The following is a 21,466-nucleotide window of genomic DNA, read 5'->3' as shown; positions in this document are numbered from 1 at the left end:
GTTACCTATTTAGAGCAGACCAAGAATAAGGCTCATCAAAGTTGGTGGACGTTCACAATAAAGATCAGCGACGCAAGAACATGCGTGCTATTAAGTCAGCTGATACTTCAATTGAGGTGCGGGTTCGCAAAATGCTCTGGCACGCCGGCTACCGCTATCGCCTGAACGTAAAAAACCTGCCCGGAACACCCGATATCTACCTGCCTAAGTATCGCGCAGCAATTCAAATTAACGGCTGTCTTTGGCACGGGCACAATTGCCCTCAGTTTGTACTGCCAAAAACCAGGACTGAGTTCTGGAAAGCTAAAATTTTAAGCAACGCGCAGAGAGATCTGCGAAACATCAATGAATCCAGACAGCAGAACGTAAGAGTTTTGCTCATCTGGGAGTGCGCTATTCGTGGTAATGGACGATTAGAGCCTGATTATCTGCTAAAACTAATCAGTCGATGGTTAACCACTGACGATAGTTTAAGTGTAATCGATAAACAGGGCATACGTTCAGCACCTCAGGAAGATTTGGAAGCTCAGTTTAACAAAGCACTGAATTAGACCTAAATTCCAACTTAAAACTAATCCTGCTTAGTTCGTAACATTTATTTTATATAGTGCTTGCGGCCTGGTATGATTAGCCGATTATTAATAATGAGCTATAGCTGATGCATCCTACGGAAACGTTGATCATAGATTTATTCGCAGGTCCGGGTGGACTCGGCGAGGGGTTCGCTTCATTTAAAGACAAAAATGGCAATTATCCATTCAAAATCGGGATTTCTGTTGAAAAAGAAGCATCAGCTCATAAAACTCTGACAACACGAGCATTCTTCCGGAAAATACAGCACCTGCCTGAAGGTCTAGAAAATTATTTTAAGTACCTAAAAAAAGAACTCACAAGAGAAGAGCTCTTTTCTGCATTTCCAGAAGAAGCAAAACATGCTCAGAAAGAAACACTGACAAAACCCTGCGCGTTAGGTGAAGATAACGAACATATTCACACTGAAATAAAAAAGCTTGTCTCTGATCACCAGGGCCCAACCGTTGTAATTGGAGGTCCGCCATGTCAGGCATACTCACTGGCAGGCCGTTCTAGGAACGCCGGAATAACTGGATACACGCCTGAAACCGATGACAGGAACTTCCTATATAAAGAATACCTAAACGTCCTTTCCATAGCGAAACCTGACGTTTTTATAATGGAAAACGTGCGAGGTATACTTTCAGCAAAAGTGAATGGCAGTACTATTTTTCCAAAAATACTAGAGGACTTGCAGAGCCCAGGAAAAGTAACAGGCCTAACAGACGTACCCGGCTATAAAGTCTATTCTTTAGTTGTCCCTTCAAAAGGTGACTCCGCTCCTTCTTATAAGAAAAACTCAGACTTCTTAATTAAGTCGGAACAGTATGGTATTCCACAAGCAAGACACCGAGTGATTTTACTTGGGGTAAGAGAGAATATTACTCAAATCCCTCAAATTTTACCGAAGTTTGAAGATACGGTTTCTGTTATGGACGCAACTAGCGATCTACCTAAGCTTCGAAGTGGCTTCTCTAAAAGAGCTGATAACAGAAATGACTGGGAAAGAGTAATATCGGAGAATGCTAAAACAGTTAAAAAGTTACTGTCTTCGAAATTTGAACCATCTCACGTTAACGATTTAGATCTTCAGCCATTTGAAGGCTTGAGCCGTAAAGAAGTACGGAAAGAGCAGAGTAATACGCCAAAGCTTCCGCCGGCTTTACTAAAATGGATTACCAGCAATTCGCCTCCTGTAGTCATTAATCATGAAACACGCGGGCACATGGAAAGTGACTTACTGCGTTATTCATACAGTGCTGCATATACTCAGCTAAGCGGTGGGTTTTCCCCTAAAGCGCGAGATTTTCCTAGTAAACTAGCGCCCACACATCAGAACTGGCTTAGTGGCTCCCACGCCGATCGTTTCAGAACGCAAGCCGCTAACCGCTATTCAACGACAGTTACTAGCCATATTTCCAAAGATGGTCATTACTTTATACATTATGACCCTAAACAATGCCGAAGCTTGACCGTACGAGAAGCCGCTAGGCTGCAAACATTTCCTGATAATTACTTTTTTGAAGGGAATAGAACACAACAATATGTTCAAGTTGGAAATGCTGTGCCGCCTTTTCTTGCTACCCAGATAGCAGAAATTGTTCGCTCGATATTAATTAACTAACAATAAGTAAAATTTCCTCAATTTTAAAGTTGATATAAAACTAAACTCCCCAGATGAATTAAGTACACTTGTTTAAACCACTTAGCACAATATTCGTTTTCTAAAGTCAACACTGCCTGACTGATTATTAATTTATCTGATAACTAGTTTTTCCTCTATGCCATAAATTACGCCTGAATCAAGGTAAGAAAAGTGGTTTAAATCATTATTTGAAAACAATAAATTTAATCAAACGATATGTTGTATTTTTGCCCACATTATCTTGTAGGCTCATAATTTTGCTTTGATCAATAGTTTGACAACATCGGAAAAACTATTAGTAAAATTGAGTTAGAAGCAAATATTAATAGCTATTCATCATATTATACTTTGGACTGATGAAGTTATGAAATCCTTGCATAGTTGCCATTTATCATAGACAACTTCATTGTTTATAAATAGGATGAAAATAAAAAGTGGAGTTGTCGTTACATGAAAATGAATCCGGTTTTCGTTTATAACTTTGACAGTAACGCGGAAAGGAAGCTGTTTCCTCTCTTTGAAAAAACTACGCTCAAACTGGGCACTACTTTTCACTCGTTGAACATTCCGAAGCACCAACGCAAGCAATTCGCTGAGGCTGATTTCGTAGTCGTTTCATGTCGGGGTCTCTTGGTTCTAGAGGTCAAGGGTGGACGGCTGTCCGTAAAACAAGGGGTTTGGTATACGAAAGACAAGGAAGGCAATGTTAAGAAGTTAAAGGAGAGTCCTCTCAATCAAGTTATAAGTGCTTGGGAGGCCCTTCAAAATATGTTGCGCGATAAGTCGTTAGATATCGACTTACGTAAGGTAAATTTTGGTTACGGAGTTATGTTCCCAGACGTCAAGCTAGGCGATGTCAGTATAGAGTTGACTAAAGAGGAAGTGTTTGATGCCGTAGACTGGGATAGGAACAACTTGGACCGTTGGTTAGAAAAGCTATACAAGTACTGGTCTGAGAAAACAGGAAAAAGAGAACGACTCAGCGAATACGAAGTTACCGTGTTGTGCAAGGCGTTGAGGGATGAGTTTGACCGCGAAAAATCTTTACTAGCTGAAGTAGGTGAGAGTTGGGATCAGATGGTTACTCTAACAGACCAGCAGTATCTTGTAGTCGATATGATTCTCGCTAATCAACAAGTAGTTATTGAAGGAGGAGCCGGAACAGGGAAAACACTGGTTGCAGTTCGCGCATGTGAGGTATTAGAAGCAAAAGGAGAATCGGTGCTATTTGTATGTCGAAGTCCAGTACTGGCGTCGTTTATTAAAAACAGGCTGAAAAATACTCGTATACAAGTTATGAATTTCTCTACTCTCAGCAATAAAGTTAGTACAAACGAAATGCCAAAATTCACAGCCTTAGTGATAGACGAAGGACAAGACATGCTGGATCTTGACTGCATTGAAGTTTTAGAGCACTTATTTGACTGCGGTCTAGATAGAGGACGTTGGTATTTTTTCATGGACACGAACAACCAAGGCTCACTGTATGCTGATTTCGACAAAAGCGCGCTGGATTACCTAAAAGATTGTGGCACTAAAATACCCTTAACACGGAACTGCCGTAATACGCGTCAGATTGCAGAGCACACACTGATGTATACCGGGGCTGATATTGGTAATTGCCCAGTTTCTGCGGATGGTTTGCCGGTACTTTGGAAAGATCAGTTTTATGATGACGATCAAACACTAATCCATATGGTGGAAAAGCAACTTGAGCAGTGGGTTGATATTGAAAGTGTGCAACTTGGTGATATTGCTATTTTATCTCCACTATCCTTTGAGGAGAGTGCGGCATCAAACTTAGACAAACGATGGCGTAGAAAAATAGTTGTAATAAATGAAAGTTTTGGTGAACGCTGGCTAAATACTCAACTACCATTCAGTACTATTCGTAACTTTAAAGGGCTTGAGAGTCGCTACGTGATGTTAATTGATATTGATGCTATGGTCAGCCAGAAGTACTCTGTAAATCAACTATATGTCGCTATGACACGCGCAAATTCAGTGCTTTGGATGGCTACACCTAACTACAAGAAAGACTGGTTTGACGAGCGTAGGACTGAAAATGTAATGGCGGTGCTCAATATTGCACAAGAAGGGAAAAAAAGTGGATAAGATGATGCAATTGAAAAAGGAACTTTCCGATGATCGAGAGAAAATCGTCGATTACTTGAATGCTCAGTTGATTGGCCCTGCACAGGGTGAGGATGAAACATTACTGAAAAAAGATGCGCCACATACATATTATTTAATGGGAGCGCTATTCCCTCAGGGGTCAGGCATCAAGGAAACTGAAGAAGAGGAAGATCAAACTAGCGAAGATCCTATTTCGATGGCATACCAACTCAAACCTTCATCTTTGGGCCTGTCATTTTTTATTGAGTCAGAGCAAATCACGCCGGAAATATGTGTAGAACTCTCAGCCGCTGCATATACGCTTACCGATGACATGTGGGTAAGAAATACGTTAGCAACTAAAACTGCACCTGAGCGACATATTCTCTCACTGGGAGCGGGCAGTAAAATTTCTGGAGTGTTGACCGGGCGAGCCAACCTAGTCTCGACTTGGCGAAATATTGGCAGGGGCTACTTGGTAACCGTTACACTAGTCAACCCGAGAAAGGTCACTGAGAATAAGCTTGATCCTGAAGATGTGATTCATCAAGTATGGTTTCGCTGCTCCGCAGAAAATGGCCGTATTGGCACATACCCCTCCCCTAACCGGTACTCATGGGATAAAGAGGAAGAAGAACTAGCACTCATTTACCAGAATAAAAAAACCTTTGCGATTGGCCATGGTTGCGCCCCGATTTGGCCGATAGTAAACGAGCGGGCCTCTGTGAAAACTGTTGAAACTTCTTTTATTCCGCAATACGAAGTACCACCCGTTACCTCTGCGTTGCCAAAAGATCACGAGCTCAAGCATAGCGACGCTTTTTCTCTTCAATATCTGGCCGATGAAACAATTGACTGGAACAAGAAACGAGAAAAGTTGGAAGAATTTATTTTGAGTTATGCGAGCTGGGTTAAAGCCGAAGCTCAGCGGCTAATCCCAGGCGGTCTCGATGAGGCTGCCAAGAGAATACTTTCTCGCCTTAATACAGCTGTAGAAAGAATGAGGAAAGGACTGTCTTTTTTGGATGAGAATGCCGGAGCAAGAAACTGTTTTGTTTTAGCAAATAAAATTATGCTAATGCAAATGATTCATTCAGGTAAAGAATTTGGTGGCGCCATGCGTGACGCTAACAGCTTTACTATCAATACTCCGGATTATAGCAGTGAAGAATGGGGTTTCTTTCGCTGGCGTCCATTCCAGCTGGCTTTCCAGTTGCTTGCGATTGAATCGATCGGAAATAGCAACTCTGACGATCGTGAAATTGCTGATTTAATCTGGTTTCCAACCGGCGGTGGTAAAACGGAAGCTTATCTCGCTGTCTCTGCTTTCGAGTTACTTCATCGCCGTTACCAGTATGGTGATGCGGGTGGCGGAACCGCTATTATTCTAAGGTATACGCTAAGGCTGTTAACTACGCAGCAGTTCCAACGCGCTGCTACTATGATTTGCGCTTGTGAAGTCGTGCGAAAGGAAAATACGGATAAATGGGGAGATGAGCCGTTTAGGCTTGGTCTTTGGGTAGGGGGAAGTACCACCCCGAATTATCTGGATGCGGAGTCAGAGCAGTCAGCTGGCTCGTTCCAGAAATACAAAGTTGTGCGAGAGCAGGCGAGACCAGAAAACCCCTTCCAATTGGTTCAGTGTCCTTGGTGTGGCTCACGTATTGTACCTGCAGTACAAAGCCAAGATCCCAAAGATTATGGCATAAGTGCTAGTGCATCTAGCTTTAGGTTCTTCTGCCCTTCAAAAACTTGTTGGTTTCATAATTTATTGCCTGTGCAGGTGGTTGATGAAGCACTGTATAACGAGCCCCCGTCTTTCCTCATTGGCACGATTGATAAATTTGCGCGGCTTGCATGGAGTGATCAACCAAGAGCCTTTTTTGCAGGAAATAAACAAAAGCGCCGCCCCCCTTCTATGATTCTCCAAGACGAGCTGCACCTTATCTCAGGCCCATTAGGCACTATTGCAGGGGTTTATGAAGCTGCAATGGATGTGGTAATGAAACGTTATGGTGCAAATCCAAAATACATTGCCGCAACAGCAACAATACGAAGAGCTAAAGAGCAGGTACGTCGATTGTACGGTCGCGATTGTATGATATTCCCACCTGCAGGGATTACAGCTGAGGATTCATTTTTTTCCCGCGAGGAATCGCCGACTAAAACAAATCCCGGACGTTTGTATATTGGAATTATGGGTCAGTATCACACTCCGGTGACTTCTTTAGTACACTCCAGCGCTGCTTTAGCGCAATCAGCCATTGACGTAAAATTAACAGATAAGGCAGCAGACGGTTATTGGACGCAGGTGATCTTTCATAATAGCCGGCGAGAGTTGGGTAAAACTATGACAATGTCTTTAGATGACATTCCAAAGCGAGCAGAAGTGATTGCTAACAGCACCGCAAAAGCACGAAAAGTAAAGCCAGTTGAAATGTCAGCTAATATACCATCGAAAGAGATTCCGGAAATACTTGAGTCTTTAAACGCGCATAAAGATGATGCGGGAGCAATCGACTGTTTACCCTGCACTAACATGTTCTCAGTAGGTGTTGATGTAAAACGATTAGGCTTGATCATGATGAATGGTCAACCCAAAACTACCTCAGAGTATATACAAGCATCGTCGCGGGTAGGTCGCGATCTTATTCCTGGTCTTGTAGTGGCGCTTTATCCAAATAATAAGGCGAGGGACCGCTCACAGTATGAATCTTTCATACCTTATCACCAAGCACTGTATCGCGCCGTAGAGCCTACTAGTGTCACACCCTATGCATTACCTTCAATGGAGCGCGCACTGCATGCTGCATTGATAACTGTTGTAAGGTATTGCGCTGGACTCTCACATAATGACGGTGCTCGACAATTTGATAAATATAAGCCAGTTGTAGCTGATACTATAACTTCCCTACGACAGCGCATGTTAGAAGCTGAAAAGGATGACCAAACCACACAAGCTGACATAAATCATTACCTAGATAGATGTATTGAAGCTTGGCAGGAGAAAGCGGAACTTTCTAGGGAGGGGGGTATTCAGTTAAGGTATGACTGTAAGTTATCACCTAACTTTGAGCCCCTTATCATCACTTATACTCCGGGCGCAGCCTCTAAACCAGAGATACCTTGGCCAACACTGAACTCTATGCGAAATGTCGATAGCGACTGCAATGTATATGTATGGGGGGAGTAATGATGGGCATTGATAGAACTGTCAGGCGTTCACAGACAATTACACCATTTGGTGTCGGCGGAATCTACGATTTTGGTTCTGAATCATTTGTCGGTATGGATACCAGTAAATGGAAAGTCAAAGGCAGTCCCGACTTGCGTCTTCCTCGACTGGAACGGGTTTTAAAAGTAGAGGGGTTCAGAGCAGCTCCGATCGCTGGTCGGTCATTGTTTCCCGGGGCATATCGTAGCGGAATCTCACTACCTTATTTTCGTTTTCCCTCTTGGTTATTTTGCCCAAATTGCAGAAGCATGAAGCAATGGTTCTCTCGTATGGAGGAGGAAGGAGAACACCCCTACTGTGAAGTCTGTGGTAAAAAAAGCTATCTTGTACCGATGCGTTTTATGGCTGTGTGTAAGAAAGGTCACCTCGCAGATATACCTTGGGGGATATGGGCACATATTGGTAGCGATAAAAAATGTGATAACCATCGTCTGCAGTTTAAATCAGAGCCAAACCGTGGTGCGGGTTTGCAATCACTTGTAATTGAGTGTGTAAACTGCAATTCAAAAAACGACTTAGAGAGGTTGCCATTTAAAGACTCTTTGGCAGGAGTTATGAAAGCATGCCCGGGGAAACATCCTTGGCAGAAGAGCGACTTTGCGGAGCCATGTGATCAACTTCCTCAAGTAGTCCAAAGGGGAGCAAGCAATGCATACTATCCTATTGTTGAATCTGCCATTGATATACGGGTGGGAGACAAAAAGGAAGATTCCCTTTTTGACCTAATAAGGCTTCATCCGAGTTGGCAACCTCTCGTGGATCTAAAAGACCACATTCGCTCTCACGACGATCCTACGGCTTCGATTTTTATTAATAAAATAGTAGCTGATGATAACCTTCAAAAGCTTGGGGTAACTGCTGAAATAGTTTGGAAATGTCTCGTTGAGACCGGAACAGATGAGGGAATAACAGAGTCGAGAGAAAGCAACGATGATAGGTTGTTATTTGACGAATGGAGTGCATTTATTACACCACCAGAGAGCCTGCCTGGTGCAGAGTTTATTGCAGAAAGAGCTAACTTAGAATCATTTTCAGAGAAGCTTCCTAAGGCCGAGAAAGCGTCATGGGAAGAGTTCAAGCGTTTGATAGCCCAGATAACCCTAGCGAAAAAATTACGTATTGTGCGTGCACTAAAAGGCTTTACAAGACTGGAGCCGAATTATGAGAATTTAGTAACCCCTTCTCTTGGGAGTACGGTTAATTGGCTGCCTGCAAATGAAATATATGGAGAAGGTATCTTCATCGCACTAGATCCCGAAGCCCTTAATAAATGGGAGATACAAATATCAAATCAAGTTCTAGCTGGAATGCGGAACGCTAAAAAACTTTCCACTCTTGGTTTTCTTCCTGAAGCTACAGATCGCTTTGTATTGCTGCACACTCTCTCGCATATACTCATTCGACAGCTTTGCTTTGAGTGTGGATATTCATCGTCTTCTCTCTCTGAGCGAATATATAGTGACGAGAAAGAAGGTATGGCAGGTATCCTCATATATACGGCTTCGGCTGATAGTGAGGGTGCTTTGGGTGGTTTGGTAAAAGAGGGGTTGCCTGAGAGGCTGTACGGCACTTTTAAAACCGCGCTATTTAGAGCCGGCTGGTGCTCGAATGATCCTATATGTAGTGAGCTGGAACAACAAGGTGTTCAGGGGTTAAATAAATCAGCTTGCCATGCGTGTACTCTGGTGGCCGAAACAAGTTGTGACCATGCTAACAGCTTACTTGACCGCTCTGTAATCATTGGAACTAAAAGTGCTCCAAAAATCGGTTATTTCAATCACATGCTTTCATTAATTGAAGGATCTGTTTAATGCGTTTGCCAAGACGCTCAGAATTGAGTGAGCAACAAGAAGATTTTTTAATGGAGGCGCCATTAGATAAGCCGGTATTATGTGTTGGTCCACCGGGGACAGGGAAAACTGTATTAGCTCTTTACCGGGCGGTAGTTTTAAACCAGAAACACAATAAAGTTGATTTGATCATGCATAGCAAGCTACTGAACCGCTATGTTGAGAGATCGGTTGAAGAGTTAAACCTGAGTGTTGATTCAAGAACTTGGCACTCCTGGATTTATCACCTATGGGCGAAGGGAAATGGACGTTACAAGATACCTCAAATAGAGGATTGGCTGCCAGATTTCAGTAAGGCTGTTAGTATCATAAAGGAAGGAAAGCCGCGCAATCCTCAGAAAATGTATTGGGACCATCTTATTATAGATGAAGGTCAAGACTTCCCAAAAGAGTTTTATCTTTTTCTTACCGTGCTGAGGCACGAGCAATCGGTTCTAAAAGGTCGGCGTCCACCAAGTCTTACAATTTTTGCAGATGATAACCAAAGGATGGAAGAGAGAAGAAACTCTACAATAAATCAAATACAATCTAATGTTCCAGAGGCTACAAAGTATGAAATCACAGTTAATTACCGAAACTCCGGGCCTATTGCCAAGTTAGCAAATTATTTTTATGTGGGTATGTCAACGGGTAAACCTAATATCCCTAAAAATGCCAAGGGGCTAATGCCACAGCTTAGGCGGTTTAAAACGCTTGATGACGAGGTTTCTTCAGTGGTCAATTGGCTGAATAATAACGATGACCTTTCAGCGGGTATTATTGTTCCTGATAGGCAAGTTCAGAATAAAGTGGTCAAGGCAATAAAACCTCTGGCTGAAAAGAGAGGTTTTAAGGTTCAGAAATACGCGTCAGGAAACGATGCAAGCATGATCGATTTTTATACTGGTGGGACTATAACCGTTGTTTGTGACAAAAGCTGTAAGGGATTGGAGTTTAACGCCGTATTTATCCCGCAAATACAGGCCTATAAAACCGATGGTGCTAATGAAGATTTCTTTAAGATGAAAATGTATGTAATGATCAGTAGAGCAAGAACGTACTTGCAGTTGTCATTCTCGGAGTGTGAGGAAGCTCCTCAAGTGGTAAAAATGCTACCGCCTGAGGAATACGAGGTTTTACAGTGGAAAATATAGATAAAACAAAAGAAATACAAGAATCGCTTTTTGACAACTCTCTTTCAACTAGCCTTTTCTTCGTAACTACACAGCGTAATCTTATGTCGTTTCTTGGCGCTGGTATGCTGGTACCTGCCAGTGCTCAATTCCGCTACAAGAAAGACAGCCGCGAGCACTTTGGCGGAGCCATACCTTTCTGGAAAGGAGGAATTCCTTCTTCAGGCTATTATAAAGATATATTAAGCGATGAACGCTCAGTTATTGTTGAATGCCACACCGACGATATAACGAAGTATAGCGGGCGATTTATAAAAGCAGAAAACGAACAACTTTTGGTGGTTAACGCACCCGTACCTCTTTTGACTGTTACAGCCTTCCACATGCCATCCAGATCGATTATAGATGACTTTGTGATGCGTGTTCCGGAGGATGTTGTATTAGATAGCAGTATTTTTAAGGTTGCTAAGGATATCAGTTACTTTGAAAAAGCAGACATCCCCGATATAGGTAAAATTAATACAATAGAGCCCCAATTAAACTTTTTGGACTCCATTGGTGGAGGTGTAAAGGCCTTACTTAAGTTTATGTCAGATGAAATATCTGATTATACATATATACGTGATTTGCTAAACCTTTGCCTTACTTCATATAGCAACACCCACTTAAAGGCGAAAAAACCAAACCTCAGTAGGAGTACTTCGAAAGTATCTGAATCTGATCAAGCTATTATTTTTTCTCTGCTGCCTATCCTCCGTGACATAAAATTTGAAGACGGGATCGACCCGGTATCACTACTTGATAAACTCGTTTTTTCTCTTGAAGCACAAGCATCTGAACTTGGCGAAGATACTTTAAAGTGGGCTCAATACGTTAAAAGAGCCATTGAAGGAGAACAAGAGGTTCCCGCTCTTGCCGATGAACGAGATATTTTTAAACGTTCAGTTTTACTCTTCCTTCTTCGGCCTGACATAGAAAGACTAGAGAAAGTGAAAAGTTCCTCGATTTCGCCTGGTCCTGCTGTATTATCAATTGCCGCATTCTTGGCCGGTTTCTCTCTTGGGTTAACAAGAATGGGACCTGATTATAAAGGCGAGTACAGAAGTTTTAATCGATTTACAAAGTCTCTAATAGATTCGTTATGGTGCAAGTCGCATTTGGCTCTCAATATTGTGCTTGAACCTACGCCCTATGGAACGGCTGAAGTGTATGAAGTTAATCGCGAGGTATTGCTCAAGCTGGAAGTCCGGCAAAACGTGGTTCTGGCGCGCGTGCTTAATCAGGCTAAATCAGCGGGTTATGATCTACAGTACAACTACGAAAACCAAGAATTATATTATGCTTTTGATATGGGTAAAGGTAGAAAGCAGACGATTTATATTGAACTAATAACTCCTTTGGCGCCCGGTTTTGATGTTATTCGATTTGTTTCTCCATGTATGGATTTATCGGGTAAAAATAGAAATAAGTTAAAGAAGGATGTTGCGGTCGATTTCCTTAAAAGAAACTGTGTGGAGTCTATGTATTGCGGGTTTGCTTACTCAGAGAGACGTAAAGCAATAGTTGCTCAGGCTATGCAAATTGTCAGAACCATGGATGATGATGAGTTCGTTACATTGCTAAAGTATGTTGCAAAAGTAGCAGATGAATATGAGAGTGATGTTTTAAATAAAGACATATACTGAAGAACGGTAAAGCCCGAGACTTCTCGAAACCCTCCTGTGGCCGAAGTAATTGCATATCTCCGCGATCTCGGAATTGTTCGACCACTTGATACCTATCAACCTCTGATTCCACCCACCAAACTCAACCGCTCCTTAGCCCGGGTAATTCCCGTATACAGCAGCTCTTTGCTTAGCACGGGGCTGTCGTGATCGGGCAGTACCATGACGGTGTGCTTGAATTCGGAGCCCTGAGATTTATGTACAGTCATGGCGTACACGGTTTCTATGTGGGTGAGGCGGCTGGGCAGTACCCAGCGCACGCCGTTATTTTCAGACTGACTGGTCTGGTCGGGAAAGGCGACGCGCAGATGGCCGTGTTCGGGGTCTTTAAAGGTTAGGCCAATATCGCCGTTGTTCAGCTTCAGTCCGTAGTCGTTTTTGGTGACCATAACGGGGCGACCTTCGTACCAAGTGTTGGCGTTTACGCCGAGTATGTCGCCGACTTTTTGGTTAACGGCTTTTACGCCCCAGGGGCCTTCGCGCAGGGCAGTCAGGATTTGGAAGTTGCTTAGGTTTTGCAGGGCTTCTTGGGCAATATCGTTGATGTTGTTGGCATCGGTTGTTGCATCGGCATTGTTCCTGACGTGTAACGTCAGGCTACCCCTGATAAGAGCTTCGAAGGCTGGATCATCTAAGCTGGCGACTTCGTGCAGGCTGACGGGGTAGTCTTCATCGGCGTTTTTAGCTTTTTCGAGTTCCTGCTTTGTTGCGACGTTGTCTTGCTGGTTAATGGCGTTAGCCAGGTCGGCAATAGGACCTTTGAAGCGGTAGCTTTTGCGGAATTTCACGACATGCTGCAGACGTTGCTCGCCGCTTTCCTCTATTAAATCACCTGGGAAGGCCGGCGTGTCGGCTACTTGCTGCAACCACTGGGCGGTTTCTGTTTGGTAGTGGCCTTCGTCCGCGCCTTCACACAGGTTGCCCAACACGGCGCCGGCTTCTACTGAGGCAAGCTGGTCTTTATCGCCTATTAGCACCAGCCGCGCATTTTTCGGTGTGGCTTTTAGCAGCGCGGTCATCATTTCAATGTCTATCATTGAGGCTTCGTCGACTATCACGACATCGGTGCGCAGTGGGTTGTCGGCGTTATGTTTAAACGCGCGCGAATTCGGTTTTACACCCAGTAATCGGTGCAGGGTTTTACCTTCGGGTTTTATGGAGTCTAAGGCGTCTTTTAAAGTGGCGAGCTTTGCATCACCCCGCAGCGTATTCAGCTCGCTTTCTATTGACTCGGTCAGTCGCGCGGCGGCCTTACCGGTAGGTGCTGCCAGCGACACGCGCAGCGGCGGTAGGCCGAGGAATAAAGTCTGATGCTGCAACGCAGTTAGCAAGCGCACTACGGTGTAGGTTTTGCCGGTGCCGGGCCCGCCGGTTATTACGCTAAAGCGATTTCGGACGGTATTGGCGCAGGCCACGCGCTGCCAGTTAATCTCTTCTGTTTTTTCATCGTCAGGTTTATCAAACAGCTTAGCCAGCGTACTTTTCAGTAAGTCGCCGTTGGTAACTGGCCGATCGCGCATGCGCGCCTGCAAGTCGCTTTCTATAAAGGCTTCGTACTGCCAGTAGCGACGCAAATACAGTTTACTGCCACTAAATACCAGTGGCTGATTGCCTTTACCGTCGGCGTCTACGCAGTGGCTTTGGGTTAAAGCGGTTTCAACATCGGTACCAAACTGACGGAACAACTCGCTGGGAGTATCGCAGTTTGGTGAATAGCGGTTTTCGGGTGGTAAATTCAGTACGCTTTCGGGCTCATTCTGCAGCGCTTTTATATCAATACTGGTATGCCCGCGGCCGGCTTCGTGCGAGGCACACAGGGCTGCCAGCAATACCTCACTGCGCGTTTCGCCAGCTTGCTGCAAAAACTCCACAAAGGCCAGGTCTATTGATCGTATCCAGCCGGCATTGCGCCACTCACGGAGGGCATCAAATAAGGTGTTTGAGGTTACTTCTGTCATACCGACTCCTTATCTGAAAGGTTATTACCCACAAAAAGTGCGTCCAGCTGCTCTATTAACTTCCGTGGCGGCCTGTCGCAGAACGCCCCGCCGGTCTCCGCCCGATGCCCGCGCAAAAACAGATACACGGCACCGCCAACGTAAGTGTCATAGTCATAGTCACTGCCTAACCGCGCCTTTAACAAACGATGCAGTGCCAGCGTGTAAATGACGTATTGCAGATCGTAACGACTGTGCAGAATTTTCTCGCGCATGGCTTGTTCGGTGTAGGCGTGGTCGTGTTCGCCCAGCCAATTGGACTTATAATCTGCCACGTAATATTTGCCGTTATGCTCAAACACTAAATCGATAAAGCCTTTTAGCATGCCGTTCAGCACATTAGGTTCCAGCGCCGGGCGTTCGTGCCCCGGCAGAATGTGTTCACAAACCAGGGCGTCCAGCCTTTGTGCGTTAACTTCGCTGGCACCAAACCAGAATTCCGGCTCGGCTTTGTATTGCTCCAGTACGCTTAAGCTAATGCGGTCACCACTGTCATTAATGGGGAATTGGTTGTGTAAATAGGCATCCAGCCAGTGTTCCAGGCTGTTTTGGTGTTCCTGCCAATAAGGGCTGACACAAAAGCCCTCAACCAGCTCTAAGCGCTTAGTCGCGTCACCTGAAATTTGCGCAAAGCCGATATTGGCCGACTCTTCCAGTAAGTTATGCAAGAACGTACCCAGCCCCGCGCCTTTGGGTAAGTGATGAATGCTGTCCGGGCTCGGCTCGGCGGCACTGGCGACTTCTGCCTCGTCATCGTCGCGCTCGTCCAACAGGTTCATTTCAGCGGGCGACTGCGGTGCCTGCACGCTTTTTGTCATGGCGCCTTCGTATTTCAGCGCGCTGTAACTGGCCACCCACCAACGTTCCAGCTTGCGGTCTGCGGGCATGCTGCGCGGTGTCAGTTTCGGCGTCTTTTGCTCTTGCTCCAGCGCACGGACTAAAGGCTCGTCGTCTTCCAGTCGCGTTAATTGTGTGTGCGGCTCCTGTTGCCAGCGCTCACTGACTTCGTTGTACAGCTCATCGGTTAACGACTCACCGCCGTTCAGTAGATAAAACAGCGGATTGTTGCGATGCTCTTTCACCGCTTCCAGTGCAATAAAAGTGGCGTATTGCGCGCGGGTAACGGCTACGTACATTTTGCGTAAGTCTTCGGCGAGGATCTCATTACTCAAGCGCTGCTTGTTGTCGTCGTCTTTTGACCACAATACCTGTAGCTCACCGTTTTCATCGTGATACACCGCCGGCGGCTTTATCCGGTAGGCTTCTGCCTGGGTGTACGCCACAAACGGCATAAACACCAGCGGGTACTGCAAGCCTTTCGACTTATGAATGGTGATAATTTTTATCAGTTCGTCGTCGCTTTCTAAGCGCAGTTGCTGCTCGTCACTCTGAGTACGGCTGTTACTACCAAAGCCGTGGCGTTCGTTCACCTGCTCGGCAAAATGGTTCACCAGCGCCGGAATACCGTCCAGCACCAGGCTCTGCTGTTGCAGCAGCTCGGCAATGTGCAGCACGTCGGACAGCTGCCGTTCGCCGTGAATGCGGTCTTCCAGTAGCTTAGCCGGTACCTGGTGATCGTGCAGCAGGCTGTGCAACATGGCCAGTACGCCCTGTCGCTGCCACTGATCGTGATAACTTAAAAACTGCTCTACCCGCTGTTCCCACTCGCGTTCGTGGCTGTGAATATGTTCCAGCTCACTCAGCGGCAGGCCAAGTAACTGTGTCGCCAGGGCGCTGCGTATCAACGACGGGTCGCGCGGTTCGGCGCAGGCACTCACCAGCGCCAGCAGGTCTTTGGCAACGCGCTGCGCAAACACCGATTCCCGGTCCGACAAATAAACGCTTTTCAGCCCGCGATCACTCAACGCCTTTTTAATGGCATTCGCTTCGTTAAAGTTGTTTACCAGCACCGCAATGTCACTGGTTTTGACGCGCTGCTCGAGTTTATCGTCGCCGTTGTAATAGCCCGCCTGCGGGTCATTAAGCAGCGAGGCAATCAGGTTAGCGTGATGGTTCGCCGCTGCGCGGAAGAAGGTGTCTTTATTGCGTTTTTCCTCTCCGGACACCGACCACAGAAGCGCCGGTGCGGTTTTTAAGTTGCTGGATAACAGGCAATGTTTGAAAGTGCGCTTCAACCCATTCGCACCCACCGGGTTAAAGGGCAGCTGGTTTTCTGCTTCGGTTTTAAACAGGAACGCGCCGCGCGGCAGCTCTTCAGCACGCTCAAACAGCGCATTAACGCCGTCCACCATGGCCTGCGACGAGCGGAAGTTTCGGGCCAGATTATAATGCCGGCCTTCGGTATCGCGCCGGGCTTTTAAATAGGTATAAATATCGGCGTTACGGAAGCTGTAAATGGCCTGTTTCGGGTCGCCAATAAGGAAAATACCCGTGCCCGGGTGCGGCTCCGCCAAATTATAAATACGGTTAAAAATCTCGTACTGCACCGGGTCGGTGTCCTGAAACTCGTCCACCATAGCCACCGGATACTGCTTACGAATAGCGGCCGCTAAGGCTTCACCACTGGGGCCTTTCAGTGCGTCCCGTAAACGCGTCAGCATGTCGTCGTGACCCATTTCGGCACGCTGGTTTTGCAGTTCGGCAAAGCGACTGCTGACCCAGAAGGCCGCGTGTTGTTTTACTTTGGCCAGCTCTTCCTGCTGCTGCACTTTGCTGCACTTAATGCGTTCCTGCAGCTCACCTAAAGTGGCCCAACTTTGGGGCATGCCGCCAAGTTTGGCATCGGCAAACTTCTGTAACTCGTCGGTGCTTATGTTTTTCCAGTTAGCTGCCGTAGCCTCCGGCTCAACTAAGTCAGGATCTCCGCACCAGTCCGCAAATTTCTGAAATTGCTTAAGTTTGGTTGCTGCGCCTTTGGCTTGTGAGGTTTTATCAACCAATTCCTGCACAATAGGCGCAACTTCCTGCTTTATATCAGCCATTCGTTGCTGATGGGCGCTTTCAGCTTCCTTCAGCAGGCTGTGCAAGTCACCATTGACCGGTGCCTGCCCGCTTTTGCTTAAGCTGTAAGTGAGCCCCAACAAGGTTTCCGGTGATTTAAAGTCTTCCAGCAACCGGGCACTGAGCTCGGCATCCGCGGGGTAAATAAAACGGCGGAAGTAGTCTTCGGCCGCCTGCAGGCGCAGCTCTTCGTTGTCGGTTTCAACGTCCTGGCTGAACAGGCTACCGCTGGCAAAGGCGTGTTCTTTCAGCATGGACTGACACCAGCCGTGGATGGTTTTCACCGCCGCTTCGTCCATGGACTGCGAGGCTAAATCCAGCAGCCGCGCCAGATGCATCAGGTTTTGCTCCTGCACTGCGCAGTCTTCCCGCAGGCTGGCTAAGAAGGGGTCACCTTCTACGGCTTCCGGGTCACGGAAGTAAGCTGCGGCTTCGGCTAAGCGCGCACGAATACGGTCACTCAGCTCTTCGGTGGCGGCCTTAGTAAAGGTCATGACCAGAATGTTTTTCGGCACCAGTTCGCGTTCAAACGCAGTTTCTTCCGTACCATTATGTGAGCCGTGTCCAATAACCAAACGCACATAAAGCGCAGCAATGGTGTAGGTTTTACCGGTACCGGCGCTGGCCTCAATTAAGCGGCTGCTGTTCAACGGAAAGTCGAGCGGATTCTCTAACGTATGCCCTGATGATTGAGAAGACAACTGGCTCATGATTTATCCTCCGGCACCAGGGTTAAGCGCATAGGGTCATAAAGTTCGTCCATAAAGCGACGGAAGTGCGGTGATGCCTGAATGGCTTGGTAACTTTCGGCTACGCGCCCGCAATAATCACTTTTGGTGACCAGTGCCGGGTCTTGAAAGCCTTCTTCTTCGTATTTTTGCCGGGCGGCTTCATGCGCCAGCGTTTCATCATGCTCGTTCTTGTCCATTGCACTTAGCCAGGCCATGCCCACATCCAGATGCATGGCTTGCGGCTGCTGTACTGACAGGGCCACTAACTCCAGTATTTGTTCCAGTTGTTGTACTGCAAGCTCAGCCGGCACCGGTGCCACCTGCAACTGACACCCGCCTTTGGACACAATTAAAAGCCGTGTCGGCTTTTGTAAATTCAATAACAACAGACCAAGGTAATAAGCGCTAGCGTGCTTCCAGCCGCCGCTGTTAATGCCTTTACCGTTTTTAGCAGCAATATTGCTGGCCGAGGTAACCACCCATAGGTGCTCGCCGCTTTCATTGGTATGCAGCCCGGTTAGGGTGTCATCAATAGTCAGCCCGCTGTGCTCAAAAAACACCTCAACCGGAAACTCATTCACACCCGAATAACCGGCAATGCTTTGCTGATAGGTTTCCAGTATCTCCTGCGACTGCTCCAGCAACTGAAACCCATTTTGCTCAGCTATTGCGCCAATACCTAAAGCCCCTTCACGCTTTATGCGGTTTAGCTCTTTTAGTAGCGAGGCTTCAATGCCTGCGCCTCCCAGCAGCGCCCGCTTGCCCGCATCCACCAAACGCGTAGTCAGTGACCAGCTTTGCAGGTTATCCATCACAAAGGCTTCGCTGTCGTCCAGATCTTCACTGTTGCGGCTGAAGTAAGTATCCAGTCGCCAGTTAAAGTACAGCCGGGCGGGCTCTTCAATAAAGCGCTTAATGTCGTTAATGCTCAGGGTGCGTCCCAGCTCGTCGTCCTGGGCGGTTCCCGAAGCCGGGCGGCTCGTAGCAGCCAACGAGCCCCGATGCGCCTGCGCCCATTCACTGGCATAGGTGAAATAGTCCGGGTCTTCCTGGCTAAAGTAATACGGGTTAAACGGCTGTAATTTGTGCTCAACGGTCAGGCTGTTAATGTCCACTTCCCAGCCCTGTTGCAGGTGGTCACGCAGCTGCGCCACCAGCACCGACGGCGTGCGCTCGCTATTGTCTTTGGCGCTGTAGCCTACCCAGCTTAGGTAAAAACAGTCACGGGCTGAGAGCATAGCCTCCAGGAATAGATAGCGGTCATCGTCACGACGGGAGCGGTCACCCGGCCGATACCGGTCGGTCATTAAATCAAAGTCGACACGCGGCGTTGAACGTGGGTAATCACTTTCGTTCATGCCCAGCACACACACGTATTTAAACGGAATGGCCCGCATAGGCATTAAGGTGGCGAAGTTTACCGCCCCCGCCAAAAAGCGTTGGTTCAGGTTCTGCTGATCCACGCGCTCCAGCCAGGCGTCTTTAAATATGGGCAGGCGTAGTTGTAACTCATTATCCGCTTCTACGCAAATATCGCGCAGTTGATACAACTCGTCACCCAGCTTGGCTAACAGTAAGCGATCACTGTCTTCTTCGACCTCGAAAAATTGTTCCAGCAGCCACTCGCCCTGAGTGACCCACTCCGGCAAGGTGTGTTCACCCTGCGTGCGCTGCCACCATTGTTCCAGGGTGCGAACCACATCTGCCAGACACCCCACCAGCGCGGCACTTAGCCCGGCCACTTCGGTATAAGGTTCTACGTTAGCCCAGGGTGAATCGTTTTCTAAACTAACGTCAGCCAAATCGCCCATGGCGTAACCGGCTATCATGCGTTTTAAGCCAAACCACCAACTGTTGGTTTCTTCCGCTGCCGGCATATAAAACTGCCCGCGCTGATCAGCGTTAAGCCCCCAGCGTGCGCCCGCTTCTTTTACCCAGCGTTTTAACTGCGGCAGGTCATCATCACTCATATCAAAGCGTTGCTGCACCGCGGGTACCGACAACAAATTGAATAAATCGGTCTGAGTAAAACGCAACTGATCAACTTGCAACAGCAATTCCAGCGCTATCATTAACGGCCGCTGATGACGCTCACCCTGGTCGGCAATGGTATAAGGAATGGCACGCGGGTCACGTTCACCAAAGCGGTTGTGATAACGGCCAAATACCGCATCAATGTAAGGCGCGTAAGTGTTGACGTCGGGCAGCATGACCATAACATCACGCGGCTTTAACTCGGGGTCTTTCGCAAAGGCATCCAGTAGCTGGTCATGCAACACTTCCAGCTCGCGCTGCGGGCTGTGGCAAACGTGAAACTGCAGTGACTTATCGGCAGTATTCGGCGTACGCCAAAGCTCACGGGTTTCCTGTACCGGCCGCAGGTTTAGAATATCGTCCTGCAGCTGGGCGAGTAAATGATCGGTGCTATGGGGCTCAAACAGCTCCAGCTTAATGGTGTTAAACGCTTCCTGTTTGGCCAGGGTTTCATCATATAAATCCAGTAAGCGAATGTAGTCACGACCCTGCTTACCCCAGGAGGCCAGCAATGGATGCGCCAGCTGATGCAGTTCGTCGTCGTTCGGGTCGTCGGGCAGTTCCGGCTTGTGTTTTAAGCGCGAAGACGCTTTGACCGCCTGCCGCAAGGCTTCTTTGCCATCGACAATATCCGCCCAGTGGTACTGCGATGGGTTATGCACACACAACAGAATTTGGGTATAGCCTTTAATGGCATCCAGCACCTGCAGCATTTGCTGCGGCAGCGAGGAAATACCAAACACCACCACCCGTGGCGGCAAACCTGCAGGGCGTTCAGTTAACGCCTTTGCCGTATCAATAAAGCGCTGATGCAGCTCCGCCCGGTTATTCCAGTAGTCGTCTATGCCAATGTCGTTACTGACTGCACGCCACAATTCCGGCTGCCACAACTGTTCGACTTCAACTGGTTGTTCCTGCTCCAGCACGTCCTGACCACGCACCCAGTTATCCAGCCAGTCGGCACGATACACCGCGTACTGATCAAACAGGTCAGCCAATCGCCCACTCAACTGATACAGCTTGCGGCCGTCGCTGTCGTCGGAGGTATAGTGCTTAAGCGGTGCAAAGTGCGGGTTATGCTCAATAAGCTCGGGCAACAAGCGCATTAACCGCCAGGTTAAGCGGTCTTTATCAAAGGGGGAGGTTTTGGGAATGTCGTCACCGAGCACGGCTCTGTATGCTTGCCACTGAAACCTTGCCGGCAGAGTGACGTCTATCATGGCAGCAATGCCACTGGCCTGAGCTAAATTAATTTTCAGCCACTGGGCGATACCGTTACTCTGCACCAGTACGGTTTCCTGCTCCAGCGGCGCCAGCGGGTAGTTTTGGGTGAATGTAACCGCCACATCGGTTAAGTCTTCCAGCCGATGTCCATGCGCGACAATAAAGCCGGGGGTCAATTCACTCACTCGCTGCTCTCCCTGTAGGGTTACTGTAAGACATCCATCCTAATCAATAGGGAATTATCTTACTAGTTATAGAGCAACTT

Annotated in this window: 10 protein-coding genes; 7 read left to right on the top strand and 3 right to left on the bottom strand. The window is 47.3% G+C overall.

Annotated features, from left to right (window positions below):
- Positions 1 to 44: 44 nt before the first annotated feature.
- From VBY75_RS11315 to VBY75_RS11285, 7 genes are all read left to right on the top strand, one after another.
- Positions 45 to 551: a very short patch repair endonuclease gene (locus VBY75_RS11315; RefSeq protein ID WP_416512567.1), complete on the top strand. Its 507-nt coding sequence runs from the start codon at positions 45 to 47 to the stop codon at positions 549 to 551.
- A 107-nt stretch (positions 552 to 658) separates the two neighbouring features.
- Positions 659 to 2,197 carry a DNA cytosine methyltransferase gene (locus VBY75_RS11310; protein WP_416512565.1) on the top strand — a complete coding sequence of 513 codons (1,539 nt, stop codon included), beginning with the start codon at positions 659 to 661 and terminating at the stop codon, positions 2,195 to 2,197.
- Between the two features lie 471 nt (positions 2,198 to 2,668).
- Positions 2,669 to 4,333, top strand: a complete 1,665-nt coding sequence (locus VBY75_RS11305; RefSeq protein ID WP_416512563.1) for a DNA/RNA helicase domain-containing protein — start codon at positions 2,669 to 2,671, stop codon at positions 4,331 to 4,333.
- Position 4,334: 1 nt separating this feature from the next.
- The gene (locus tag VBY75_RS11300; protein WP_416512848.1) at positions 4,335 to 7,526 is read left to right on the top strand and encodes a helicase-related protein; all 3,192 of its coding nucleotides are present in this window, start codon (positions 4,335 to 4,337) and stop codon (positions 7,524 to 7,526) included.
- On the top strand, positions 7,526 to 9,379 hold the full coding sequence (gene drmB, locus VBY75_RS11295; RefSeq protein WP_416512561.1) for a DrmB family protein: 1,854 nt from the start codon (positions 7,526 to 7,528) through the stop codon (positions 9,377 to 9,379). Before VBY75_RS11300 ends, drmB begins: the two co-directional genes overlap by 1 nt.
- Positions 9,379 to 10,551: an AAA family ATPase gene (locus VBY75_RS11290; RefSeq protein WP_416512558.1), complete on the top strand. Its 1,173-nt coding sequence runs from the start codon at positions 9,379 to 9,381 to the stop codon at positions 10,549 to 10,551. Before drmB ends, VBY75_RS11290 begins: the two co-directional genes overlap by 1 nt.
- The gene (locus VBY75_RS11285; RefSeq protein ID WP_416512556.1) at positions 10,539 to 12,215 is read left to right on the top strand and encodes a hypothetical protein; all 1,677 of its coding nucleotides are present in this window, start codon (positions 10,539 to 10,541) and stop codon (positions 12,213 to 12,215) included. The genes VBY75_RS11290 and VBY75_RS11285 overlap by 13 nt, the downstream gene beginning before the upstream one ends.
- Positions 12,216 to 12,310: 95 nt before the next feature.
- On the opposite strand, the gene recD is transcribed toward VBY75_RS11285, so the two are convergent.
- From recD to recC, 3 genes are read right to left on the bottom strand one after another with little or no spacing between them, the layout of a single operon-like run.
- Positions 12,311 to 14,212, bottom strand: a complete 1,902-nt coding sequence (gene recD, locus VBY75_RS11280) for an exodeoxyribonuclease V subunit alpha (protein WP_416512554.1) — start codon at positions 14,210 to 14,212, stop codon at positions 12,311 to 12,313.
- On the bottom strand, positions 14,209 to 17,922 hold the full coding sequence (gene recB, locus VBY75_RS11275) for an exodeoxyribonuclease V subunit beta (protein ID WP_416512552.1): 3,714 nt from the start codon (positions 17,920 to 17,922) through the stop codon (positions 14,209 to 14,211). Before recB ends, recD begins: the two co-directional genes overlap by 4 nt.
- Positions 17,919 to 21,386 (bottom strand): exodeoxyribonuclease V subunit gamma, encoded by a 3,468-nt coding sequence (gene recC / locus VBY75_RS11270; protein WP_416512550.1) that lies wholly within the window; start codon positions 21,384 to 21,386, stop codon positions 17,919 to 17,921. The genes recB and recC overlap by 4 nt, the downstream gene beginning before the upstream one ends.
- Positions 21,387 to 21,466 lie beyond the last annotated feature (80 nt).

The sequence above is a fragment of the Idiomarina sp. HB genome (assembly GCF_048059115.1).
Lineage (GTDB): Bacteria > Pseudomonadota > Gammaproteobacteria > Enterobacterales > Alteromonadaceae > Idiomarina > Idiomarina abyssalis.
This window is presented reverse-complemented; position numbering and strand designations above follow the sequence as displayed.

Excerpts from the sequence above, each read along its gene's own strand:
- recB (WP_416512552.1), bottom strand. The coding sequence starts at position 17,922 with ATGAGCCAGTTGTCTTCTCAATCATCAGGGCATACGTTAGAGAATCCG.
- drmB (WP_416512561.1), top strand. The coding sequence starts at position 7,526 with ATGATGGGCATTGATAGAACTGTCAGGCGTTCACAGACAATTACACCA.
- VBY75_RS11300 (WP_416512848.1), top strand. The coding sequence starts at position 4,335 with ATGATGCAATTGAAAAAGGAACTTTCCGATGATCGAGAGAAAATCGTC.
- VBY75_RS11310 (WP_416512565.1), top strand. The coding sequence starts at position 659 with ATGCATCCTACGGAAACGTTGATCATAGATTTATTCGCAGGTCCGGGT.
- recD (WP_416512554.1), bottom strand. The coding sequence starts at position 14,212 with ATGACAGAAGTAACCTCAAACACCTTATTTGATGCCCTCCGTGAGTGG.
- VBY75_RS11305 (WP_416512563.1), top strand. The coding sequence starts at position 2,669 with ATGAAAATGAATCCGGTTTTCGTTTATAACTTTGACAGTAACGCGGAA.
- VBY75_RS11290 (WP_416512558.1), top strand. The coding sequence starts at position 9,379 with ATGCGTTTGCCAAGACGCTCAGAATTGAGTGAGCAACAAGAAGATTTT.